We start from the raw sequence: 20,337 nt of genomic DNA on the forward strand, positions 1-20,337 counted from the left end.
CCTGCGGGATTACGGGCCGCCGTCGCGAGGCGCAAGGTGTCCGAGGCGCACGCCGTCCCGGCAATGAGTGCGCGAGGACTGCCATTGCGCCCCGAGACGCCTCCGTGGCACAGCCCGGCCCAGACATTTCCAGCGGACCAGCGCTTTGCCGACCGAACCCGAAACTCCCACCGAACTGGTGATCTTCGATTGCGACGGCGTGCTGGTCGATAGCGAGCCCCTGAGTCTCGGGACGCTGACTGCCGGGCTCAATCGGATCGGAGTGGTCATCGATGTGGATACGGTGAGGGAGCGCTTCGCCGGCACATCCATGACGTCGATCATGGGGCATATCGAGCGCGATTACGGGATCGCCGCGCCCGACGGCTTCGTCGAGGCGGTGAAAGCCGAAACCCTTCGCGCCTTCGACCGCGACCTGCGCGCCATGGAGGGGATCGCGCTGGCGGTGCGGGCGCTGGAGCTTCCGAGCTGCGTCGCGTCCAGCAGCGATCCGGCGCGGCTCGCCCATTCGCTCGGCCTCACCGGCCTGTTGCCCCTGTTCGAGGGCCGTATCTTCTCGGCGACCATGGTCTCCCGCGGCAAGCCGGCTCCCGACCTGTTCCTCCTTGCCGCTGCCGAGATGGGCTTCGTTCCTGGCCGATGCCTCGTGGTGGAGGATAGCGTGCCTGGTGTCACGGCGGCGCGCGCCGCGGGGATGCGCGTCCTGGGCTTCACCGGCGGAGGGCATTGGCTGCACGATTCCACGGGAGCGGACTTGATCGCGGCCGGTGCTGAACGAGTCTATGGGCATCATCGCGACCTTGCCGGCCTGATCGGGCGCGTGGCCGCCGCGTCCGCTTGACCGCGGCGCACTCCAAAAAAACTACCCTCCGAAGAAATCGCCTGCGCTTCGTGGGTCCAGGCGTCATTCCTGCCACAAGACTGCATGCATTCGGAAGATGCATCCGTTGACGAAGCGACGTGTTGCTCTCATTTTAGAGGTGCGGCTCCAGACCGGATGGCTTGGTCCGTCGCGGTGATTTGAAGTGTGTAGCTTGCGCCGCGTCATCAAACGCTAAAGCACTGCGGAGCGCTCGCGCCTCGTGGTCCTTCATCGAAGGGATGACTTGCCGTGACTGATCGACCCTCGTTCCAAAGTCTCTTTTGTGCCTGCTCCCGCTGTCGATGCTGACCCACCCGTCAGATCCGATTGCTTTCAGCAGATGGCCGTTAGGCCGCGCCAGGAGACTTCGACACCATGCCCCACTTTCACCAGGGCGACGCCCACAGGGCGTTGAACCGATTGCACACGCCTGATGCCCGGGCGGATCATCTGGAGGCCCGTGCCCGTAACCGCCTTCATACCGCCCCGCCGCCACGGGTGATCGAAATCGGCGACGTGACGGCCGGGATCGCTGTGCCCGAACGGGGCGGCGTCCGGTTCTTCTCGTCCGAACGCGATTTCGACCCCCTCGACGGGCTCGTCTTCGCCAGCGTCGAGAAGGCCGCCAAGGCGGCTCGGGACCGTTTCGCGGCTCGTCGCGCGCTGCGCAGGCACGCCGCCTCGCCCCGCCTCGATCCTGTCCGGGCCGACGCGGCCTTCGACATCCATCGGACCGCGTACGGGCGCTGAGCCTTCGCTCCCCTCGAAGGCGGCCGTTCCGGCGCGGACGCCCGTCCCGGAACGGCCCTCTCACCCCTCGCCGGTTTTGCTAGGCGGGGTTGTGGCCTTGAGGCGCCTCCGGCGTTCGGCTCGGGCGAGTTCGGCCGCATTGGCAAATCCCGTCGCCATGGCGATATTCGCCGAGCTCAGCGCGCTCTCGCGGCGGAGCTGATGGGCCCGGTCGAGCCGCAGGGCGAGATAATGCTGGTGAAGACTGATGCCGATCCGGTTTCTGAAGAGTAGCTCGAGCTGACGGATCGACACGCGGGCGAGATCGGCCAGTCCCTGCCGCGAGAGCGGCGTTTCCAGATTCGCTTCCATCGCGGCGAGGACCCGGAGCAGCCGCGGGTCGCGCACCCCGATCCGCAGGCGGAGGTCCATCCTCTGCGGACTCAGGCCCTCGCGAATCTGGTTGTGCAAAAACCAGTCGCTGACGCCGTTGGCGAGGCCCGGACCGTGGTCGCGCTCGATCAGGTTGAGCATCAGGTCGAGGGCGGCGATGCCGCCCGAGCAGGTGATCCGATCGTCCTGGATCTCGAAGAGGGAGCGCACGACCTCGATATCCGGGTAGCGTTCCTCGAAGGCGGGAACATGCTCCCAGTGGAGCGTGCAACGGCGCCCCGTCAGCAGACCCGCACGGGCGAGCAGGTAAGGCCCTCCGGAAATGCCGCCGAGCGTGATCCCCCGCCGGGCGAGATGGCGAAGCCAAGCGGTCAGGGCTGGGTCGTCGAAGGCGGCGGGATTTCCACCCGCGCAGACGAAGACCCGATCGGCGTCGAGCTTGGTGTCGCCGACATCGACATCCGGCAGGATCGCGATTCCGTTGGAAGCCTGGACGGCGCCTCCGCCCGGTGCCGCATGCCACCAGCGGTAGACTTCGCTTTCCAGAAGGGTGTTGGCCGCCCGCATGGGCTCGACCGCGGCCGCGTAGGACATGAGCGGAAAGCCCGGCAGCAAGATGAAGCCGACGGTCAGCGGCGCCGGCTTTTCCGATGCCGTGGCGTCAAGGGCGAGATCGGGCAAGATTCGGGGACTTTGGCGCTAGAGGACGGCCGTTCATTTCTGCGCAAATTGTCCGAATGACGTCGCAAAATGCAAGGGGCGTTAGCCGGCGATACGCTACTCAAGGTGACACACGCCGCAACCAGCCCCGGAGCATGTCCCGCCATGCGCTATTCCCTCCTCAGCGTCCTGGGTCAGGCCCTGCGCGGCCAGCGTGATTGGAAGCCCCAATGGCGCGATGCCGCGCCCAAGGCCGAGTATGATGTCGTCATCGTCGGTGGCGGCGGCCACGGTCTCGCGACCGCCTATTATCTTGCCAAGGAGCACGGCATCACCAACGTCGCCGTGCTGGAGAAGAGCCATGTCGGCTCCGGCAATGTCGGGCGCAACACCACCATCGTCCGCTCTAATTATGGGCTCGCCGGCAACATCCCGTTCTACGAACGGTCGATGAAGCTCTGGGAGGGGCTGGAGCAGGACATCAACTACAACGCCATGGTGAGCCAGCGCGGCGTGCTGAATCTCTACCATTCGGATGCGCAGCGTGATGCCTATGCCCGGCGCGGCAACGCCATGCGGATGGCGGGTATCGATGCCGAACTCCTCGACCGCGAGGGGGTTCGGGGAATGGTGCCGTTCATCGATTTCGACAATGCGCGCTTTCCCGTGAAGGGCGGTCTCCTCCAGCGTCGGGGCGGCACCGTGCGCCACGACGCCGTGGCCTGGGGCTATGCCCGCGCGGCCAGCGACCGGGGCGTCGATATCGTCCAGAACTGCGCCGTCACCGGCATCCGCCGCGAGAACGGGCGGGTGGTCGGGGTCGAGACGAGCCGTGGCTTCATCCGGGCGAAGAAGGTCGCGCTCTCGGTGGCGGGCTCGACATCGCTGCTGGCCGCCATGGCCGATCTGCGCCTGCCGATTGAGAGTCACGTGCTCCAGGCCTTCGTCAGCGAGGGCGTGAAGCCCCTCATCGACACGGTGATGACCTTCGGGGCCGGACATTTCTACGTCAGCCAGTCGGACAAGGGCGGCCTCGTCTTCGGCGGCGACATCGACGGCTACAATTCCTACGCCCAGCGCGGCAACCTCGCGACGATCGAGGACGTGATGGAGGGCGGCATGGCCTTGTGGCCAGGCCTCGGGCGCCTGCGGCTGCTGCGGCACTGGGGCGGGATCATGGACATGTCCATGGATGGCAGCCCGATCATCGACCGTACTCCCGTCGACGGTCTCTATCTCAATGCGGGCTGGTGTTACGGCGGCTTCAAGGCGACCCCGGCGGCGGGGTTCTGTTTTGCCCATCTCATCGCCCGCGACACGTCGCATGGGGACGCCGCCGCCTACCGGCTCGACCGTTTCGCCACCGGCCATCTCATCGACGAGAAGGGCATGGGCGCCCAACCGAACCTGCATTGAGCGCGGATCTGGATTGAGGGAACGACGATCATGCGTATCCGATGCCCCCATTGCGGGCCCCGCGACAACGGCGAGTTCAGCTATCTCGGCGACGCCGCGCCGATCCGGCCCGACGGCATGGAAGCGCCTCCCGCCGCCATGCACGACTACGTCTACCTGCGTGACAACCCGGCCGGCCCCCATCGCGAGCTCTGGTATCACGGCGCCGGCTGCCGCTCCTGGCTCGTGGTCGATCGAGACACGCGCACCCACGAGATCACCGGGGTGTCCTCCGCCCGCGAGGTCGCGCTGAGCCGTCGGACAGGAGAGGTCGCATGACCACGCTCACCCTTCGGGATACCGCCTCCCCCAGCGGCGCCTCCCCGGCAACGGCCGTTGGGCAGGGCTTTCGTACCGCGACCGGCGGCATGATCGACCGGCGCCGCCCCCTGGACTTCACCTTCGACGGCCAGCGCTACAGCGGTTTTCAGGGCGATACCCTGGCCTCGGCGCTGTTGGCCAACGGCGTGCGCCTCGTCGCCCGGTCGTTCAAGTACCACCGCCCGCGCGGCATCCTCACCGCCGGTTCGGAAGAGCCTAACGCCCTCGTCGAACTGCGTTCGGGCGCGCGCCGGGAGCCGAACACCCGCGCCACCGTGGCCGAACTGTACGAGGGGCTTGAGGCGTCGAGCCAAAATCGCTGGCCGTCGCTGAAATACGACGCCCTCTCGGTCAACGCCCTGGCGGCGCCGGTTTTCGCGGCGGGCTTCTACTACAAGACATTCATGTGGCCGGCTGCTCTGTGGGAGAAGCTCTACGAGCCGATGATCCGCCGCGCCGCCGGCCTCGGCCGGGCCGCCCATGCGCCGGATCCCGACACTTACGACAAGGCCTTCGCCTTCTGCGACGTGCTGGTCATTGGGGCAGGACCGGCCGGGCTTGCGGCGGCCCTGGCCGCCGGACGCTCGGGCGCGCGTGTCATCCTCGTCGACGAGGATCACCGGACGGGGGGGCGCCTGCTTGCCGACCGGCGCGAGATCGCCGGCCGATCCGGTGCGGACTGGGCGACGGACACCCTCGCCGAACTGGCGAGCATGCCGGACGTGCGCATTCTGAGCCGGACCACCCTGTTCGGGGTCTACGATCACGGAGCCTACGGGGCGGTCGAGCGCGTCGGCGATCATCTCGCCGTGCCCCCCGTCCATGCGCCGCGCCAGCGCCTGTGGCGGATCACGGCAAAGCAAGCCATTCTCGCTGCCGGAGCCATCGAACGCCCGCACGTCTTCGGCGGCAACGACCGGCCCGGCGTAATGCTGGCCGGCGCGGTGCGGACCTACCTCAACCGATACGGTGTCCTGCCGGGCCGGGCCGTCGCGATCTTCACCTCGGGCGATGACGGCTGGCGCACAGTGGCCGATGTCGCCGCGGCGGGTGGACAGGTGGTGGCGGTGATCGATTCACGCGCCTCGGTGCCGGCCGAGCTGCGCCGGGCGGCCGAGGCCCTCGGCGCGCAGGTGATCTGTGATGGCTACGTCACCGGTACGAAGGGGTATCTCGGCCTTGAGGCGATCGAGGTGGTGGACACCTATGGTAGTGGCCAGACCATCGCCTGCGACTGCCTCGCCATGGCCAATGGCTGGAACCCGATCGTGCATCTCGATTCGCATCTCTCGCGGCGCCCGGTCTGGGACGAGACGATCCACGCCTTTGTGCCGGGTGCGCTTCCCTCCGGCATGGTGGCCGTCGGGGCGGCGGGCGGGGCCTTCACCCTCGCCTCCTGCCTGGAGACCGGCGGCCGGGCCGGTGCGGAAGCCGCCTCAGCCTGCGGATTCGCCAGCGCCGCGCCCGAGACCCCGAAGACCGATCCCGAGAGCATCGCCCATACGCCGCTGTGGCGCGTGCCGGTATCGAGGGGCAAGGCCTTCGTCGATTTCCAGAACGACGTGGCCGCCTCCGATGTGGAACTCGCCCATCGCGAGGGCTTTCGCGCGGTGGAGCTCCTGAAGCGCTACACCACCCTCGGCATGGCCACCGACCAGGGCAAGACCTCGAACCTCGCCGGGCTCGGCATCATGGCGGAGCTCACCGGCCAGCCGGTCGCGAGCGTCGGCACCACGATGTTCCGGCCGCCCTTCACCCCCGTCGCCATCGGCGCTTTCGCCGGGCATCACCGGGGCAAGGATTTCCGCGCGACCCGGCACGTCCCATCGCATACTTGGTGCGAGGAGCAGGGCGCGGTCTTCGTCGAGACCGGCCTGTGGCTTCGTCCGGCCTATTTCCCCAAGGCCGGCGAGAGCGACTGGCTGGAAACGGTCAATCGCGAGGTGAACACCGTACGCGCCCATGTGGGTGTCTGCGACGTGACGACGTTGGGCAAGATCGACATCCAGGGCCGGGACGCCCTCGCTCTCATCGAGCGGGTCTGCGCCAATCCCTTCGGCACGTTGCCCGTAGGCAAGGCGCGCTACGCCGTACTCCTGCGCGAGGACGGCTTCGTCCTGGACGACGGCACCATCGCACGGTTGGGAGAGAGCCATTTCGTGATGACGGCCTCCACGGCCAACGCCGCCAAGGTCATGCAGCACTTGGAATTCTGCCACCAATGGCTGTGGCCTGAACTCGACGTGCAGATGGTCTCGGTGAGCGAGCAGTGGGCGCAATACGCCATAGCCGGCCCGCGCGCCCGCGACACGTTGCGGGGCATCGTCGATCCCGGATTCGACCTGTCGAACGAGGCCTTCCCCTTCCTGGCCTGTGCCGACATCACGGTCGGAGGGGGCATCCCCGCGCGGCTGTTCCGCATCTCGTTCTCGGGCGAACTCGCCTACGAACTGGCTGTGCCGGCCGCCTATGGCGACGCCGCGTGGCGTGCGGTCATGACGGCCGGCTCGGCCCACGGCATCACGGCCTACGGCTCGGAGGCGCTCTCGGTGATGCGCATCGAGAAGGGCCACGCGGCCGGTGCCGAGATCAACGGCCAGACGACGGCGCGCGACATCGGCCTCGGCGGCATGCTCGCCAAAAAGAAGGACTATATCGGCCGCCTGATGAAGGAGCGCCCGGCCCTCGTCGATCCCGAGCGGCCGATCCTCGTGGGGTTCCGCCCGGTCGACCGCAGCCAGCGCCTGCGCGCGGGGGCGCGGTTCCTCGCCGTCGGCGCCGCCCCGAGTCTCGCGGCCGATGAGGGTGTCATGACCTCCGTCGCCTATTCGCCGAGCCTCGGGCACTGGATCGGGCTCGGGTTGATCCGGCGCGGCGCCGAGCGCCATGGGACGCGCGTGCGCGCCTACGATCCGGTGCGCGACGGGGATGTCGAAGTCGAGATCTGCTCACCGGTCTTCGTCGACCCGAAAGAGGAGAAACTGCGTGTCTGATGTTATCGAGACGACATGGCGGCCGAGGAGCGCCTGGGCGGGGATCGCGCCGGTCGGTCGGCACGGCCGCCCGGGCGGCGAGCCCGGTCTCACCCTGACCCTGCGCGACGAATTCGGGCTTGCCACCGTGATCGCGGTGAAGGGCCGGACCGACGCCCTGCAGCAGGTTCTGGGCGAGCGCTTCGGCTGGTCGCTGCCCGATACGGGGACTGCCAGCCTCACGGGAGAGCGGGGATTGGTCTGGTCTGGACCGGATCAATGGCTCGCTCTCTTCGAGACACGCCAGGAGATGGCGGGCCTCGGCGAGGCGTTGCAGGGTATTGCCGCGGTCACCGACCAGAGCGACGCCCGCGCGATCGTCCGCGTGTCCGGGCCGGACGCCCGGGCGTTCCTCGCCAAAGGCCTCGCCATCGACCTTCATCCCCGTGCGTTTCAGCCGGGGCAGGTGGCCGTCACCGCCCTTGCGCATATGGGCGCGCAGGTTTGGCAGCGGGACGCAGCCCCCATCTACGACCTCGCCGTGGCGCGCAGCTTCGCCGGCAGCGTCTGGTCGTGGCTGAGCCATGCCGCGGCTGAGTTCGGCTACGACGTTCGCAACGCGGCGCCGTGAGCGGAGCCGGCTGTTCCCCGGCCGGATGCTTCAGCTGCGCGGGTAGATGATGACCGACAGGTAGGTCATCGGGGTCTTGATCAGTTTGGCCGGCCCATGCGAGGCCGCCGAATCGAACAGGAGCGAGTCCCCTGGCTGCAGCGTGTAATCGTGCTTGTCATGGCGATAGATGACTTCGCCGGTCAGCATGTAGATGAACTCGGTGCCGCCATGCCGAAACTCCGTATAGGACTCGGCATCGTTCTCCAGGGTGATGAGATAGGGCTCGACGACGATCTCGCCGCGCAGGCCCGCCCCGAGCAGTTCGTAGAGATGCCCGGCCTTCGTGCCGCGCCGTTCGATGACGACGCCCTGTCCGCGCTTGACGAAGGAGCAGTCGCGGCTCTCCTCGAAGGCCGAGAACAACACGGTGATGGGCACGTTCAACGCCTTCGCCACAGCGTTGATCGACGACAGCGACGGCGAAATCTGCCCGTTCTCCATTTTGGAGATCATGCCGGGTGATATCCCGGCCGCCGTGCCGAGATCGGCTACAGAGAGGTCGCGCTCGCGCCGGAACAGGCGGATCTGGTGGCCAAGTGCCCGCTCGAGTGTGCGCTTGTCGTCCACCGGTGCGTTAGAGGCGGTGTTCAGCATCCGGTTTCTGATCTCGCCCTCATCGCAACACGCATCGAGCACGACGCGGGGCTCAAGAGCCATCATGTCGGCACAAGATTCACGTCTAACACCGGAATACCGCATCGAACAGATTGCGCGATTGCCGGTGAGGCGATCCGACTCATGATTGTCGATGGCGGAATCTGTGCGGTTGGTTCCTTTGCCCGACACATCAGCCGATCAGGCGCGCCGAACCGCGAAACCCGTCCGTGTAAAAAAGATGGTGTGCGAGCGGACGCGTTGCTTCGGAGAAGACGTCCAGCCTGCCTCGAGTGAAGGCGGGCGCCCGTTTCCGGACGATCGCCCGCACAGGCCGTGGGTCAGGATGCCGAAGTGGTCGAGCATGACGTGGAACCATAGGATGTCACCGCACGCAGGCGCGCGATCCGGTAAGCGTCGGGGATCGAGAGGGCCCAGACGAACACGCCGGCGGCGTGATGACCGATGACATCAACATCCGGCGACGCGAATTTCGTGGTCAGCCACGCCCCCACCAGAGTAAAGAACGCGAATCCCAAGCCGCGTTGTGCCTTTCCGAGCAGCACATGGCCCATGCCCGGCAGCAGGATGGCGGACGCGAGGACCAGATAGGGGTTAGGCTGCGGCGCGCGCATGGGCTTCTTCGGATCCATGGACTGCATCTTCTCCGGTAAGGCTCCGGACGAGGCCGGTTGCTTGGGCGAGCAGAGGCCGCAACTGCTCCGGACCGATCTGCGTCATGGGGAAACGGTTCTCGCGCAGGAGCAGGTAGGCACCGCGTTCGCCCTGGCAGAGCTGGCTGACGATCCGGATCCCCCGAGGCGTGAGCAGCACTTCCTTCACGCGTGGCTCGGCGAGAATGGTCTCGATTGTGCCGGAGGCACGGGCAAGGAGGGGGGCGGCACCGAGCGATCCCCGCACCAGCGTCTCGCCCGGCCAGCCTTCCGGCACATCGTAGCGCGCCGGGAGATTGTCCGCCGGGGCATAGAATTCGGCACCCACCACGCGCCTGAGGATGTCGATCGTGCCGCGAACGCCTGTCGCATGATGCACCGAGACGCTGAGCCAGAGCTGCGGAAGGCGCCGGAAGGCAAGGGCTTCCGGGATGACCCGGATCTCGACCGGCATGCCCAGGAACCGGCCCGCGAGAGTTCCGAAGCCCGTCGGGTCGCGGCCATGGACCGGCTTCGCCAGAAGGTCTTCGCAGGGTCGGAGCATTCCGGCCCGTTCCGCCGAGGCCGTCCGGCCGCGCCGGTAGAGCGCGTAGCCGGCGGCACCCAGCATCGGGAGGATGAGGAGGTCGATCATTCCGGCCTCAATAGCCGCGCGGCTTTGGCCAGTGCATCGTGAACTGGTCGCCGCGCCTGACATACTTGTAGCGGTGCAGCACGAACCAGGCGGAGGCGATGATGTAGAAGGTCATCATCGCAACGAGTTGCGTCCCGTAGCCGAGGAACACCGCGACGTAGGTGACGCTGCACAGAAGCAGAAGCAGAAGGCACGGCAGCGGATGGAGCGGATGGACGTAGCCTCTCTGAATGGTGCCGAGAGGCCACTTCCGACGGAACAGGACGATGGAGAGCGCCATCAGCGTGTAGCCGAGCAGCCCGGACAGGATCGAGAAGGTGATGGTCTGGTCGAGCGGCGTCGAGACCGCGAACATGATCGCCACCGGCACGAAGAAGACGATCGACCGGTAGGGTGTGTGGTAGGCGGGGTGCACCGCACCGAACCAGGCTGGCATGTAACGGTCGCGCCCCATGGCGAACCAGGCCCGCGAGGCGTCGTTGATGCAGCCATTGGCCGAGGCGACGGTGGCGAACAGGGTGCCGAAGAACAGAAACACTTCGAGCCAGCGATTCCCCGTGAGACGCCCGGCATCGTAGAGCGGCGTCACGGCCTGGCCGAGATATTCCCAGGGCATCAGCCCAGAGCAGACGTACCAGGTGGCCGTCGCGGCGATCAGGAGGGTCATCATCCCCGTCATGGTGCCCAGCGGCAGGGCACGGGCGGGCGAGCGCACCTCCTCCGCGGCCTGCGTCGTTCCCTCAATGCCGAGGTAGAACCACAGGCCGAAATGCATGGCGGCGAGGATGCCGAGATTCCCGTAGGGCAGGCCGACCAAGAGGGCATCGTGCTGCAGCACTGCGCCCGGCGCCCAGGGTTGGGTCGCCACGAAGAGCACCACGATGGCGAGGAAGGCAGCGGCCGTGATCAGCAGGTTCATCGTCAACGATGCGAGCACGCCGCGATAGTTCAGGAAGGCGAGGGCCACGATGGTGAGCACCATGAACGCGCGCTTGTCGACGGTGCCCGCGACGCCGAGATTGGCCATGAACGCTTCGATCAGATCCCCGGTCACGATGGCGTTCGAGACCTCGAGCATCGTGTAGGCCATCACAAGGTAGAGGCCGACATTGAAGGCCGCGAGCGGCCCGATGATGTGCTTGGCCTGCGCGTACTGGCCGCCCGCGGCGGCCACCGTGGAGGTAATCTCGGAATCGATCATGGCCACGCAGGTGTAGAGTATCCCGGCGAGCCAGCAGGCGGTCAGCGCCGCGACCGGCCCCCCCTTCCCGACGGCGAAGTTCCAACCCATGAACTCGCCCACCAGCACGATCCCGACGCCGAGTGCCCAAACATGGCCGGGCCCGAGCACGCGCAAGAGCGCGATCTTCCTGGCGGGCACAGCGGCCGATACTGACGACACGTCTGGCAGCGAGACTTTCAGGGGCTGGAATCCAGGCGGAGTGGCGATCTGAACATCCTGCATCATGACCTCGCTGCCTGTTCGCCGACATCGGCATCAACGATCTCGCCCTCCTCGGACGAGAGGAGGTAGTCCTCTCCGAAGGCTCGGTTGGTGCGCACCAGATCGACGGCCATCCAGAGCGCAAGGGCTCCGGCGATCGCCCAGGCACTCCAGTTCATGATCTCGACCATGACGGATATCCTCGTAGGAAATGAACGGGCTGACTGTGACCGCGGCCAATGAGGCTCAGCGAGGCTCTACTGTCTTACTCGGGTCATCGTCGCCGAAGCGCTCGGCGATGACTTCCCGGTACTCATGGTCAGAGTAGCGGAACATGAAGACGAAGTAGGCCACGATGATCAGCGCCGTGAATGCCAGGGCCGTCCAGTTGAAGTTATAGTCGAATCGGGTCCCGATGATCGTCGCGGCCTTCTCTGGCGCGATGCCCAGCTTCTCCCACTGAGCCGCCATAACCGCGTTCTGTCCCAGTGATTCCCAGGATGGATTCGGATATTCCGTCGTGGTCGTGCCGCCGCCGGCCAGTTTGAGCCAAAGCGGCAGGTAGAGTGTGATGAACACAAGGATGAGCATTAGGATCGCATCGAAAATCTGCCCGATGATCGGCTGACTCGGCGGCTCGTAGGGAACCTTTTTCATTCGGTTGCTCCTTTGTGCTGCCGCGCTTTGCGGATCTGGTCAAGATAATAGATGTCGGTGCCGTAGATTGCGGACTTGTCTTCACTGTAGTGACGGATCATCGCGAAGGTGGATGCTGTGTTAAGGAAGAGCACGATGGCGCCAAGGATCGCCATCGGAATGAGCAGGTTGGTGCTCTCGAAAGCTTTCCACATGCTCCAGAACGTGAAGGCATAGATCAGCCAGACCGCGACCACGGCGAACGCGGCGGCTGCGCTGTCGCGTCTGAACATGGATGAAATGCGGGGATCCTGATTCACGGCATGTCCTCCTTCGTAAATTTTCTTTTTGAGAACCCAGGGTTCCTTTCTGGAAAGATCCTGCCGAGAATAGGCCCTTGTCAATGCCTAAATTGGTGGCGCAGTGCACGCGTATTGAACTTTCTTGCCTGTCCCTTGAGAGAGTCGACTGTTTCTCAGCCGTCGCTTGATGGTGGAGAGGGGTGGGCGGTGACCTCGTCACTCGCTCGTGAGCCATCACTTTCTCTTATGATGAAGGGACACATTCTCCGTTCGTCAGGACTTGACGGCCTCACGCTTTTCGCGAAACCATATTTCTTGAAGGGAATTTTTCGTCGTTCCGGCGAGCGGGTGTTCTCGTCGCTACAGGTCGCGTCGAGCCTATTTGACGAGGATAAGCGTATCGTAACGAGGCCTTGTTCTCGGCGATACAGTTCTTCAGAGCGGTAAACTTGCAGGGCGCTGTGCTGGCCAGGCGAATCTCGCTGCGAGCATTTGTCATTTTCGCAACGTGCCTCACAGAAAGGCGCCTCTGTTCGGGCGGCAGATGATCGGTCACCCCAATATTTCCCAGGAAGAATTTTTTGTGACCGATAGTTGACGGGTCGGTTGGAATGTGAGAGCAACAATGAACATGCTCGGTGGAAGCGGGAAAGTGCGATGTGCGGTATAGTCGGGTTGTACTTGAAGAACTCAAAGCTTGAGCCGCAGCTTGGCTCGCTTCTGTCCAAGATGCTCGCGACCATGACGGATCGCGGTCCCGATAGTGCTGGCTTCGCCGTTTACGGATCGGACAGTGACGGCGTGAAGCTCACCCTTCGTGGTGCGGATCAGGCAGCGCTGCGGAAGGCGATCTCCGGTCTGGAAGAGGCTTTCACGTTCACCTTCGACAAGATTGAACGCGACACTCATACCGTCATTTCCGTGCCCGCCGAGCGCGAGGGGCGGATCCGCGCGTGGCTCAAGAAGGAGGCGCCCGGCATCGACGTGGTCAGCGCCGGCCGGCGCATGGAGATCTACAAGGAGGTCGGGCTACCGGCCTCCGTGGCCGAGCGGTTCGATCTCGCCGGCATGACCGGCACCCACGGGATTGGTCATACGCGCATGGCCACGGAGAGCGCGGTCACCACCAATGGCGCGCACCCGTTCTCTACCGGCATCGACGAATGCCTGGTCCATAACGGCTCGCTGTCGAACCACAACGACATGCGCCGCCGCCTCGAGCGCGAGGGCCTCACCTTCGCTACCAAGAACGACACCGAGGTCGCCGCCGGCTACCTGAGCTGGCGCATGCGCGAGGGGGCGTCCCTCCAGCAGGCCCTGGAATCGAGCCTGTCGGATCTCGACGGTTTCTTCACTTTCGTGGTCGGGACCGAGACGGGCTTCGCCGTCGTGCGCGATCCGATCGCCTGCAAGCCTGCGGTGATGGCCGAGACCGACGATTACGTGGCGTTCGGCTCCGAATACCGGGCCCTCGTGGGTCTGCCCGGCATCGCCTCCGCCCGCGTCTTCGAGCCCGAACCCGCCAAGGTCTACGCCTGGGAGCGTCACTGATGTCGTCCTACGATCTCAACCAGGCGCCCCTGCGCGACCTCAACCGGGCATTACACGCCCTGCGCCCCGACACCAACGAGACCCATTGGACCATCACCGGTCCGGATGGTCGCCACGCCATAGCGGTGGGCCTCGATGCGCCGATCTCCGTCGAGATTGAGGGGAATGTCGGCTATTACTGCGCCGGCATGAATAAGCTCGCCAGCGTCGTGATCAACGGCAATGCGGGCGTGGGTGTCGCCGAGAATATGATGTCGGGCTTCGTCCATGTGCGCGGCGATGCCAGCCAGTCGGCCGGCGCCACGGCTCATGGCGGCCTGCTGGTGATCGACGGCAATGCAGGGGCTCGCTGCGGCATCTCGATGAAGGGCGTCGATATCGTCGTGAAGGGCTCGATCGGCCACATGTCGGCCTTCATGGCCCAGGCCGGAACCCTGACCGTTCTGGGCGATGCCGGCGAGGCGCTGGGCGATTCCCTCTACGAAGCGCGGCTCTACGTGCGCGGCTCGGTCAAGAGTCTGGGTGCCGATTGCATCGAGAAGGAGATGCGCGACGAGCACCGCGAACAGCTTTACGCCAAGCTCAAGGCCGCCGGACTGGCGGGCGAGGTGAGCCCGTCGGAATTCCGGCGCTACGGCTCCGCGCGCCGCCTCTATCATTTCAACGTCGACAACGCCGGAGCCTACTGATGGCCGAGACTCCCAAGGACCCGACCCTCAAGGATCCGACCCTTAAGGATGCGCGCCCCTTGCCGCGCACCAAGCCCCGCTTCTCGGCGACCTACACGCCTGACGTGATGTCCGAGATCCGCCGCGCCGCAGCCACCGGCATCTATGACATCCGGGGTGCCGGGGCGAAGCGCAAGCTGCCGCATTTCGACGACCTCCTGTTCCTCGGCGCCTCCATCAGTCGCTACCCGCTGGAAGGGTACCGCGAACGCTGTGGCACCGAGGTGGTGCTGGGCGCTCGTTTCGCCTCGAAGCCGATCCACCTCAAGACACCGATCACCATCGCTGGAATGAGCTTCGGCTCGCTCTCCGCCCAGGCCAAGGAAGCCCTTGGGCGCGGAGCGACGCTCGCTGGCACCTCGACCACCACCGGCGACGGCGGCATGACGCAGGAGGAGCGCGGGCATTCTCAGACGTTGGTCTATCAGTACCTGCCCTCGCGCTACGGCATGAACCCGGACGACCTGCGCAAGGCGGACGCGATCGAGATCGTCATCGGCCAGGGCGCCAAGCCCGGCGGCGGCGGAATGCTGCTCGGCCAGAAGATCACCGAGCGTGTCGCCGGCATGCGCTGCCTGCCTCCGGGCGTGGACCAGCGCTCGGCCTGCCGCCACCCCGACTGGACCGGGCCGGACGATCTCGAGATCAAGATCGAGGAACTGCGCGAGATCACCGATGGTGAGAAGCCGATCTACGTGAAGGTCGGCGCCTCGCGGCCCTATTACGACACTGCGCTCGCAGCCAAGTCCGGCGCCGACGTGGTTGTCCTCGACGGCATGCAGGGCGGGACAGCCGCGACGCAGGACGTGTTCATCGAGCATGTGGGCATTCCGATCCTGGCGGCGATCCGCCCCGCAGTGCAAGCGCTGCAGGATCTCGGTCTGCACCGGAAGGTGCAGCTCGTCGTCTCGGGCGGTGTCCGCTCTGGAGCCGATGTGGCCAAGGCTCTGGCCCTGGGCGCGGATGCCGTCGCCATCGGCACGGCGGCGCTCATCGCCCTCGGCGACAACGATCCACGCTGGGAGGCCGATTACCAGGCCCTCGGCACCACCGCCGGCGCTTATGACGACTGGCACGAGGGCAAGGATCCCGCCGGCATTACGACGCAGGATCCCGAACTGGCCAAGCGCCTCGATCCGGTTCTGGCTGGCCGGCGTCTCGCCAATTACCTCGCGGTGATGACGCTGGAAGCGCAGACCATCGCGCGTGCCTGCGGCAAGAGCCACCTGCACAACCTCGAACCCGAAGACCTCGTGGCGCTCACCATCGAGGCTGCCGCCATGGCGCAGGTTCCGATGGCCGGCACCAGCTGGATTCCCGGAAAGACCGGCTTCTGACCACGCAAGGCCGCCCCTGAAGGGCGACCTTTTCTCCACCGCATGGCCGCGATCGGCCGCACGACGCAACGCAGGGTGACGCCATGACCCCGGATCTCGAAGCCGTCGCAAAAGAGCGTGGCATCAAGTATTTCCTCGTATCCTACACGGACCTGTTCGGAACCCAGCGCGCCAAGCTCGTCCCGGCCGCCGCCATCGCCAGCACCTGTCGGAACGGCGCGGGGTTCGCAGGCTTCGCCACATGGCTCGACATGAGCCCGGCCGATGCCGACCTCCTGGCCGTCCCCGATGCGGCGGGCCTGATCCAGTTACCCTGGAAGCCTGAGGTCGGCTGGTTGCCCGCCGATCTCGTCATGGGCGGCAAGCCCGTGGAGCAGGGGCCGCGCAACATCCTGAAGCGTCTCATCAAGGAGGCGGCGCGGGACGGCCTTCAGATGAAGACCGGCGTCGAGTGCGAGTTCTTCCTGATCACGCCCGACGGTTCCGAACCCGCCGATATGGCCGACCGGCAGATGAAGCCCTGCTACGACCAGTCGGCCCTCATGCGCCGCTACGACGTGATCACCGAGATCTGCGATGCAATGCTGACCCTCGGGTGGAAGCCGTACCAGAACGACCATGAGGACGCGAACGGCCAGTTCGAGATGAACTGGGACTACGACGACGCCCTCGTCACGGCCGACCGGCACGCCTTTTTCAAGTACATGACCCGCTCGATCGCCGAGAAGCACGGACTTCGGGCGACCTTCATGCCCAAGCCCTTCATGGACCTGACCGGCTCCGGCTGCCACGCCCACGTCTCACTGTGGAACGGGGAGCGCAACGTCTTCTCCGATCCGTCGGACGAGATCGGGATGTCGCGGGAGGGCTACCACTTCATCGGCGGCCTGATTCACTCGGCCGATGCGCTCGCTGCCATCACCAACCCTTGCGTCAATTCCTACAAGCGCATCAACGCCCCGCGCACCACATCCGGCGCGACCTGGGCCCCCAATACGGTGACCTATACGGGTAACAACCGCACCCACATGATCCGCATCCCCGATGGCGGGCGCTTCGAGTTCCGTCTCGCCGACGGCGCCGCGAACCCTTACCTGCTCCAGGCAGGTCTGCTCGCTGCCGGCCTCGATGGCCTGCGCAACCGGCGCGATCCGGGCAAGCGGCTCGACATCAACATGTACACGGACGGTCACATGGTCGAGGGCGTCAAGCGCCTGCCGCTCAACATGCTCGACGCCATGCGGGCGCTCGAACAGTCGGACGTCCTCGCTCAATCCCTCGGCAGCTTCGTGCCCAGCTATCTCAAGCTCAAGACCGAGGAATGGAACGCCTATTCGCGCCATCTGACGCAGTGGGAGCGCGACACCACGCTCGACTGCTGACGGAAGGCTCCCGGCCGGTTTCCGGGAGCCCATGTGTGCGAGGTGTCGTTTCGCTCCTCGACCCAACCGTCGTCCGATACCGGCCGTCCTGCGCCGCTTTCGACCTGGATCGCTCTTGATGATAAGCATGGTGAGGGACATATCGCAGCCGGTTGCCCGTCTTGGAATTTCGGCGCATGAACCGGCGGATCTCGGCTTTTCGGTCCGAATAAGACGAATGCGGGCAGGAAAGCTCTGTGGACCACGACGACAACAGTGCGGGCATCGAGGCCCACCGTCGTGCGGCCCTCGCACGCTATGGCATCCTCGATACCGAGGCCGAGGCTGATTTCGACGATATCGTGAAAGCGGCGTCGGCGGCCTGCAATGTGCCGATCTCGTTGATTTCCCTGCTCGATGGCGAACGGCAATGGTTCAAGGCCGAGACCGGGTTCGGCCAGAGGGAGACTCCGATCTCTTCCTCGATCTGCCGCTATGCCGTCCGTGAACAGGACGCGGTGTTCGAGATTTCCGACACGACCCGCGACGAGCGGACCGCCACGAACCCGCTTGTTACCGGCGATTCGCACGTTCGCTTCTATGCTGGCGTACCGCTGCAGACGGCGGACGGCGTGACCCTCGGAACGCTGTGTGTCCTCGACACCAAGCCGAACAGCCTCACCCCAGCGCAGATGCTCATCCTGCGCACGCTGGCCAAGCAGGTGATGGCCCTCCTCGATCTACGGCGGGCCCTACAGGACCGGCGCGAGAGCGACCGGCTCAACAAGGCGATCCTGGAGAGCGCTGTCGATTACGGCATCATCTCGATGGACCTGTCCGGCCAGGTCACGAGCTGGAACACCGGGGCGGAGCGCGTCCTCGGCTGGACCGAGGCGGAGATGTGCGGCGAGTACGCCCATGTCTTCTTCACAGTGGAGGACGTCGAGAACGGCTTGCCCGAGCAGGAGATGGGAGCGGCGCTGATGCATGGCCGGGCCAGCGACGAGCGCTGGCACAAGCGGAAGGATGGGTCCCTGTTCTGGGGGCTCGGCGAGATGATGCCGCTGAGGAACGAAGACGGGAATCCCGAGGGCTTCATCAAGATCCTGCGGGATCGCACGGAACAGCGTCTCGCGAGCCAGAAGCAGCACAACGACGCCGAGTTCATGCGCAGCGTCCTGGCCTCCTCGGCCGATTGCATCAAGGTCCTGGACCTCGACACGAGGCTCACCTTCATGAGCGAAGGCGGGATGCGCGTGATGGAAGTCAGCGACTTCAACGCGATCAAGAACTGTCCCTGGCCCGATTTCTGGCAAGATCAAGGTCACATCCAGGCTCGGGAGGCTGTCGCTGCCGCCAAGGCCGGGCGCACGGGCCATTTCCAGGGCCTCGCTAACACCATGGCGGGAAATCTCCGGTGGTGGGATGTGCAGGTTACGCCGATCCTCGACGCCGAAGGGCAGCCGGAGCGTTTGCTGTCGGTCTCGCGCGACATCACCGTCCAAAAGAATGCCGAGCAGCTGATCAGCGCCAGCGAGGCACGCTGGCGCGGCCTGTTTACCAGCATGCAGGAAGGCTTCTTTCTTGCCGAGCTTATCCGCGACGCGGCGGGACGGCCGCTGGATTACCGATTCCTGGAGATCAACCAGGCTTTTGCTCGGCAATCGGGCCTTCCCGATGACAGTGTCGGCCGGACCATCCGCGAACTCGTGCCCGATATCGAGCAATGGGTGATCGACCGCTATGCGACCGTCGTCGATACGGGCGAGCCAACCCTGTTCGAGATCACGGTCGCCGCTCTCGACCGCAGCTTCGAGGTTCGAGCTGGCCATGAGAGCGACCAGCGCTTCAGTTGTCTCTTTCTCGATGTCACCGAACGCGCACAGAACGAGACCCGCCGCCTCGCCATCGCGGAACTCGGTGACCGCCTTCGCCATTTGAGCGATCCTGTCACGATCTCCTTCACCGCGGCCGAGATCGTTGGCCGTACCCTCGGACTGTCCCATGCAGGCTACGGCGCGGTGGACCAGGATCGCGAGACCATCCTCATCGGCCGGGGCTGGTCCGCCCAGAATATTCCCCGTATCGACGGACTTCATCACTTCCGGGAATACGGCTCGTACATCGATGAGCTGAAGACCGGCGGGACAGTCCTGATTGAGGATGTCACCTCAGATCCGCGAACGGTGGCGGATGCAGCCTCGCTCATCCCCATTAGCATCCGATCGCTCTTGAACTTGCCCGTCATGGAGCACGGACGTTTCATGGCCTTGCTGTACGCGGCCAAGGACGTGCCCCATGCCTGGACGACCGAGGAAATCGGTTTCGTCCGCAACGTCGCCGACCGGACCCGCGCTGCGATCGCGCGGATCGAGGCGGAAGCGCAGCAGCGCGTGCTCAACCTCGAACTCAGCCATCGCATGAAGAACATGCTGGCGATGGTGCAATCCATCGCCACGCAGACCATGCGCAACGCCACCGACATCGCCACCGCGAAGGACGTGCTGGCGGGCCGTCTGATCGCTCTCGGCAAATCCCACGACCTGCTCCTCGGCGGCTCGCTCGGCGATACGCCCCTCAAGACGCTGATCGAGAGCACGCTGGAGCCTCACAAGGACAAGCCGGACCGGTTCGCCGTTCGTGGGCCCGCGCTGAATGTCGGCGCCAAGGCCGCGATGTCGCTCGCTCTCATCCTCCACGAACTCGCGACGAACGCAGCCAAATACGGCGCGCTCTCCGCCGCGAAGGGTAGCATCACCATCCTCTGGGAGATCCGCCCGCATGAGAGCGACGGCAGCGACCGGGTGCTGCTGCGCTGGGTCGAAGCCGGCGGGCCTCCCGTGCAGCCGCCGACGCGGACGGGGTTCGGCACGCGGCTGATATCGCGCGGCCTGGCCGGCAATTTCGGCGGCGAGGTCTCTCTCGATTACCGCATGTCCGGCGTGGTCTGCACACTCGAAGCTTCATTGAAGGGTTTGCAAGCCATCGATACCCCGCCCGATTTCCACTAG

Annotated in this window: 19 protein-coding genes; 11 read left to right on the forward strand and 8 right to left on the reverse strand. The window is 65.5% G+C overall.

Features of this window, described 5'->3' with window-relative positions; translation table 11 throughout:
* The first annotated feature begins 145 nt into the window (after positions 1-145).
* Together ACYQML_RS06175 and ACYQML_RS06180 are read left to right on the forward strand one after the other, a co-directional pair.
* Positions 146-841 carry an HAD family hydrolase gene (locus ACYQML_RS06175; protein ID WP_419953408.1) on the forward strand — a complete coding sequence of 232 codons (696 nt, stop codon included), beginning with the start codon at positions 146-148 and terminating at the stop codon, positions 839-841.
* A 396-nt stretch (positions 842-1,237) separates the two neighbouring features.
* A complete protein-coding gene (locus ACYQML_RS06180) occupies positions 1,238-1,612 on the forward strand; it encodes a hypothetical protein (protein ID WP_405030684.1) in 375 nt (124 codons plus the stop codon).
* A 60-nt stretch (positions 1,613-1,672) separates the two neighbouring features.
* On the opposite strand, the gene ACYQML_RS06185 is transcribed toward ACYQML_RS06180, so the two are convergent.
* Positions 1,673-2,578 carry a GlxA family transcriptional regulator gene (locus ACYQML_RS06185; protein WP_419953636.1) on the reverse strand — a complete coding sequence of 302 codons (906 nt, stop codon included), beginning with the start codon at positions 2,576-2,578 and terminating at the stop codon, positions 1,673-1,675.
* A gap of 231 nt (positions 2,579-2,809) precedes the next feature.
* On the opposite strand from ACYQML_RS06185, the gene ACYQML_RS06190 reads away from it, so the two are divergent.
* The 4 genes from ACYQML_RS06190 to ACYQML_RS06205 are packed head-to-tail and all read left to right on the forward strand — an operon-like array spanning position 2,810 to position 8,023.
* Entirely contained in the window at positions 2,810-4,060 is a 1,251-nt protein-coding gene (locus tag ACYQML_RS06190) for a sarcosine oxidase subunit beta family protein (RefSeq protein WP_461235018.1), read from the forward strand.
* A 30-nt stretch (positions 4,061-4,090) separates the two neighbouring features.
* A complete protein-coding gene (locus ACYQML_RS06195) occupies positions 4,091-4,378 on the forward strand; it encodes a sarcosine oxidase subunit delta (protein ID WP_056428443.1) in 288 nt (95 codons plus the stop codon).
* Positions 4,375-7,413, forward strand: coding sequence for a sarcosine oxidase subunit alpha family protein (locus ACYQML_RS06200; RefSeq protein ID WP_461235019.1), 3,039 nt, complete (start codon positions 4,375-4,377; stop codon positions 7,411-7,413). Before ACYQML_RS06195 ends, ACYQML_RS06200 begins: the two co-directional genes overlap by 4 nt.
* Positions 7,406-8,023 carry a sarcosine oxidase subunit gamma gene (locus tag ACYQML_RS06205; protein ID WP_461235020.1) on the forward strand — a complete coding sequence of 206 codons (618 nt, stop codon included), beginning with the start codon at positions 7,406-7,408 and terminating at the stop codon, positions 8,021-8,023. Before ACYQML_RS06200 ends, ACYQML_RS06205 begins: the two co-directional genes overlap by 8 nt.
* 30 nt (positions 8,024-8,053) lie before the next feature.
* Here ACYQML_RS06205 and ACYQML_RS06210 read toward each other — a convergent pair whose 3' ends face one another.
* From ACYQML_RS06210 to ACYQML_RS06240, 7 genes are all read right to left on the reverse strand, one after another.
* Positions 8,054-8,659, reverse strand: coding sequence for a helix-turn-helix domain-containing protein (locus ACYQML_RS06210; RefSeq protein ID WP_056454447.1), 606 nt, complete (start codon positions 8,657-8,659; stop codon positions 8,054-8,056).
* 341 nt (positions 8,660-9,000) lie between these two features.
* On the reverse strand, positions 9,001-9,312 hold the full coding sequence (locus tag ACYQML_RS06215) for a hypothetical protein (RefSeq protein WP_461235021.1): 312 nt from the start codon (positions 9,310-9,312) through the stop codon (positions 9,001-9,003).
* Complete coding sequence (locus ACYQML_RS06220; RefSeq protein WP_461235022.1) at positions 9,275-9,967, reverse strand: hypothetical protein; 693 nt, start codon at positions 9,965-9,967, stop codon at positions 9,275-9,277. Before ACYQML_RS06220 ends, ACYQML_RS06215 begins: the two co-directional genes overlap by 38 nt.
* 7 nt (positions 9,968-9,974) lie before the next feature.
* Positions 9,975-11,435: an APC family permease gene (locus tag ACYQML_RS06225; protein WP_461235023.1), complete on the reverse strand. Its 1,461-nt coding sequence runs from the start codon at positions 11,433-11,435 to the stop codon at positions 9,975-9,977.
* Complete coding sequence (locus ACYQML_RS06230; RefSeq protein ID WP_200919106.1) at positions 11,432-11,602, reverse strand: hypothetical protein; 171 nt, start codon at positions 11,600-11,602, stop codon at positions 11,432-11,434. Before ACYQML_RS06230 ends, ACYQML_RS06225 begins: the two co-directional genes overlap by 4 nt.
* Positions 11,603-11,657: 55 nt before the next feature.
* Positions 11,658-12,068, reverse strand: coding sequence for a hypothetical protein (locus ACYQML_RS06235; RefSeq protein ID WP_311276537.1), 411 nt, complete (start codon positions 12,066-12,068; stop codon positions 11,658-11,660).
* Complete coding sequence (locus tag ACYQML_RS06240) at positions 12,065-12,367, reverse strand: hypothetical protein (RefSeq protein WP_244478164.1); 303 nt, start codon at positions 12,365-12,367, stop codon at positions 12,065-12,067. The genes ACYQML_RS06235 and ACYQML_RS06240 overlap by 4 nt, the downstream gene beginning before the upstream one ends.
* 639 nt (positions 12,368-13,006) lie before the next feature.
* Here ACYQML_RS06240 and ACYQML_RS06245 point away from each other — a divergent pair.
* The 5 genes from ACYQML_RS06245 (at position 13,007) to ACYQML_RS06265 (ending at position 20,337) form a co-directional block, all read left to right on the forward strand.
* Positions 13,007-13,900, forward strand: a complete 894-nt coding sequence (locus ACYQML_RS06245; protein WP_056428419.1) for a class II glutamine amidotransferase — start codon at positions 13,007-13,009, stop codon at positions 13,898-13,900.
* Positions 13,900-14,589 carry a GltB/FmdC/FwdC-like GXGXG domain-containing protein gene (locus tag ACYQML_RS06250; RefSeq protein ID WP_056428416.1) on the forward strand — a complete coding sequence of 230 codons (690 nt, stop codon included), beginning with the start codon at positions 13,900-13,902 and terminating at the stop codon, positions 14,587-14,589. The genes ACYQML_RS06245 and ACYQML_RS06250 overlap by 1 nt, the downstream gene beginning before the upstream one ends.
* Entirely contained in the window at positions 14,589-15,965 is a 1,377-nt protein-coding gene (locus tag ACYQML_RS06255; protein ID WP_082470585.1) for an FMN-binding glutamate synthase family protein, read from the forward strand. The genes ACYQML_RS06250 and ACYQML_RS06255 overlap by 1 nt, the downstream gene beginning before the upstream one ends.
* Before the next feature lie 83 nt (positions 15,966-16,048).
* A complete protein-coding gene (glnT, locus tag ACYQML_RS06260; RefSeq protein ID WP_461235024.1) occupies positions 16,049-17,347 on the forward strand; it encodes a type III glutamate--ammonia ligase in 1,299 nt (432 codons plus the stop codon).
* Positions 17,348-17,583: 236 nt separating this feature from the next.
* A complete protein-coding gene (locus ACYQML_RS06265; RefSeq protein WP_461235025.1) occupies positions 17,584-20,337 on the forward strand; it encodes a PAS domain-containing protein in 2,754 nt (917 codons plus the stop codon).

Source organism: Methylobacterium sp. CM6244 (genome assembly GCF_054817885.1).

Bases quoted from the DNA above. Each gene is read 5' to 3' on its own strand.
- ACYQML_RS06180 (WP_405030684.1), top strand. From the start codon at position 1,238: ATGCCCCACTTTCACCAGGGCGACGCCCACAGGGCGTTGAACCGATTG.
- ACYQML_RS06185 (WP_419953636.1), bottom strand. From the start codon at position 2,578: ATGTCCTACGCGGCCGCGGTCGAGCCCATGCGGGCGGCCAACACCCTT.
- ACYQML_RS06190 (WP_461235018.1), top strand. From the start codon at position 2,810: ATGCGCTATTCCCTCCTCAGCGTCCTGGGTCAGGCCCTGCGCGGCCAG.
- ACYQML_RS06195 (WP_056428443.1), top strand. From the start codon at position 4,091: ATGCGTATCCGATGCCCCCATTGCGGGCCCCGCGACAACGGCGAGTTC.
- ACYQML_RS06200 (WP_461235019.1), top strand. From the start codon at position 4,375: ATGACCACGCTCACCCTTCGGGATACCGCCTCCCCCAGCGGCGCCTCC.
- ACYQML_RS06210 (WP_056454447.1), bottom strand. From the start codon at position 8,659: ATGCTGAACACCGCCTCTAACGCACCGGTGGACGACAAGCGCACACTC.
- ACYQML_RS06215 (WP_461235021.1), bottom strand. From the start codon at position 9,312: ATGGATCCGAAGAAGCCCATGCGCGCGCCGCAGCCTAACCCCTATCTG.
- ACYQML_RS06220 (WP_461235022.1), bottom strand. From the start codon at position 9,967: ATGATCGACCTCCTCATCCTCCCGATGCTGGGTGCCGCCGGCTACGCG.
- ACYQML_RS06225 (WP_461235023.1), bottom strand. From the start codon at position 11,435: ATGATGCAGGATGTTCAGATCGCCACTCCGCCTGGATTCCAGCCCCTG.
- ACYQML_RS06230 (WP_200919106.1), bottom strand. From the start codon at position 11,602: ATGGTCGAGATCATGAACTGGAGTGCCTGGGCGATCGCCGGAGCCCTT.
- ACYQML_RS06235 (WP_311276537.1), bottom strand. From the start codon at position 12,068: ATGAAAAAGGTTCCCTACGAGCCGCCGAGTCAGCCGATCATCGGGCAG.
- ACYQML_RS06245 (WP_056428419.1), top strand. From the start codon at position 13,007: ATGTGCGGTATAGTCGGGTTGTACTTGAAGAACTCAAAGCTTGAGCCG.
- ACYQML_RS06250 (WP_056428416.1), top strand. From the start codon at position 13,900: ATGTCGTCCTACGATCTCAACCAGGCGCCCCTGCGCGACCTCAACCGG.
- ACYQML_RS06255 (WP_082470585.1), top strand. From the start codon at position 14,589: ATGGCCGAGACTCCCAAGGACCCGACCCTCAAGGATCCGACCCTTAAG.
- glnT (WP_461235024.1), top strand. From the start codon at position 16,049: ATGACCCCGGATCTCGAAGCCGTCGCAAAAGAGCGTGGCATCAAGTAT.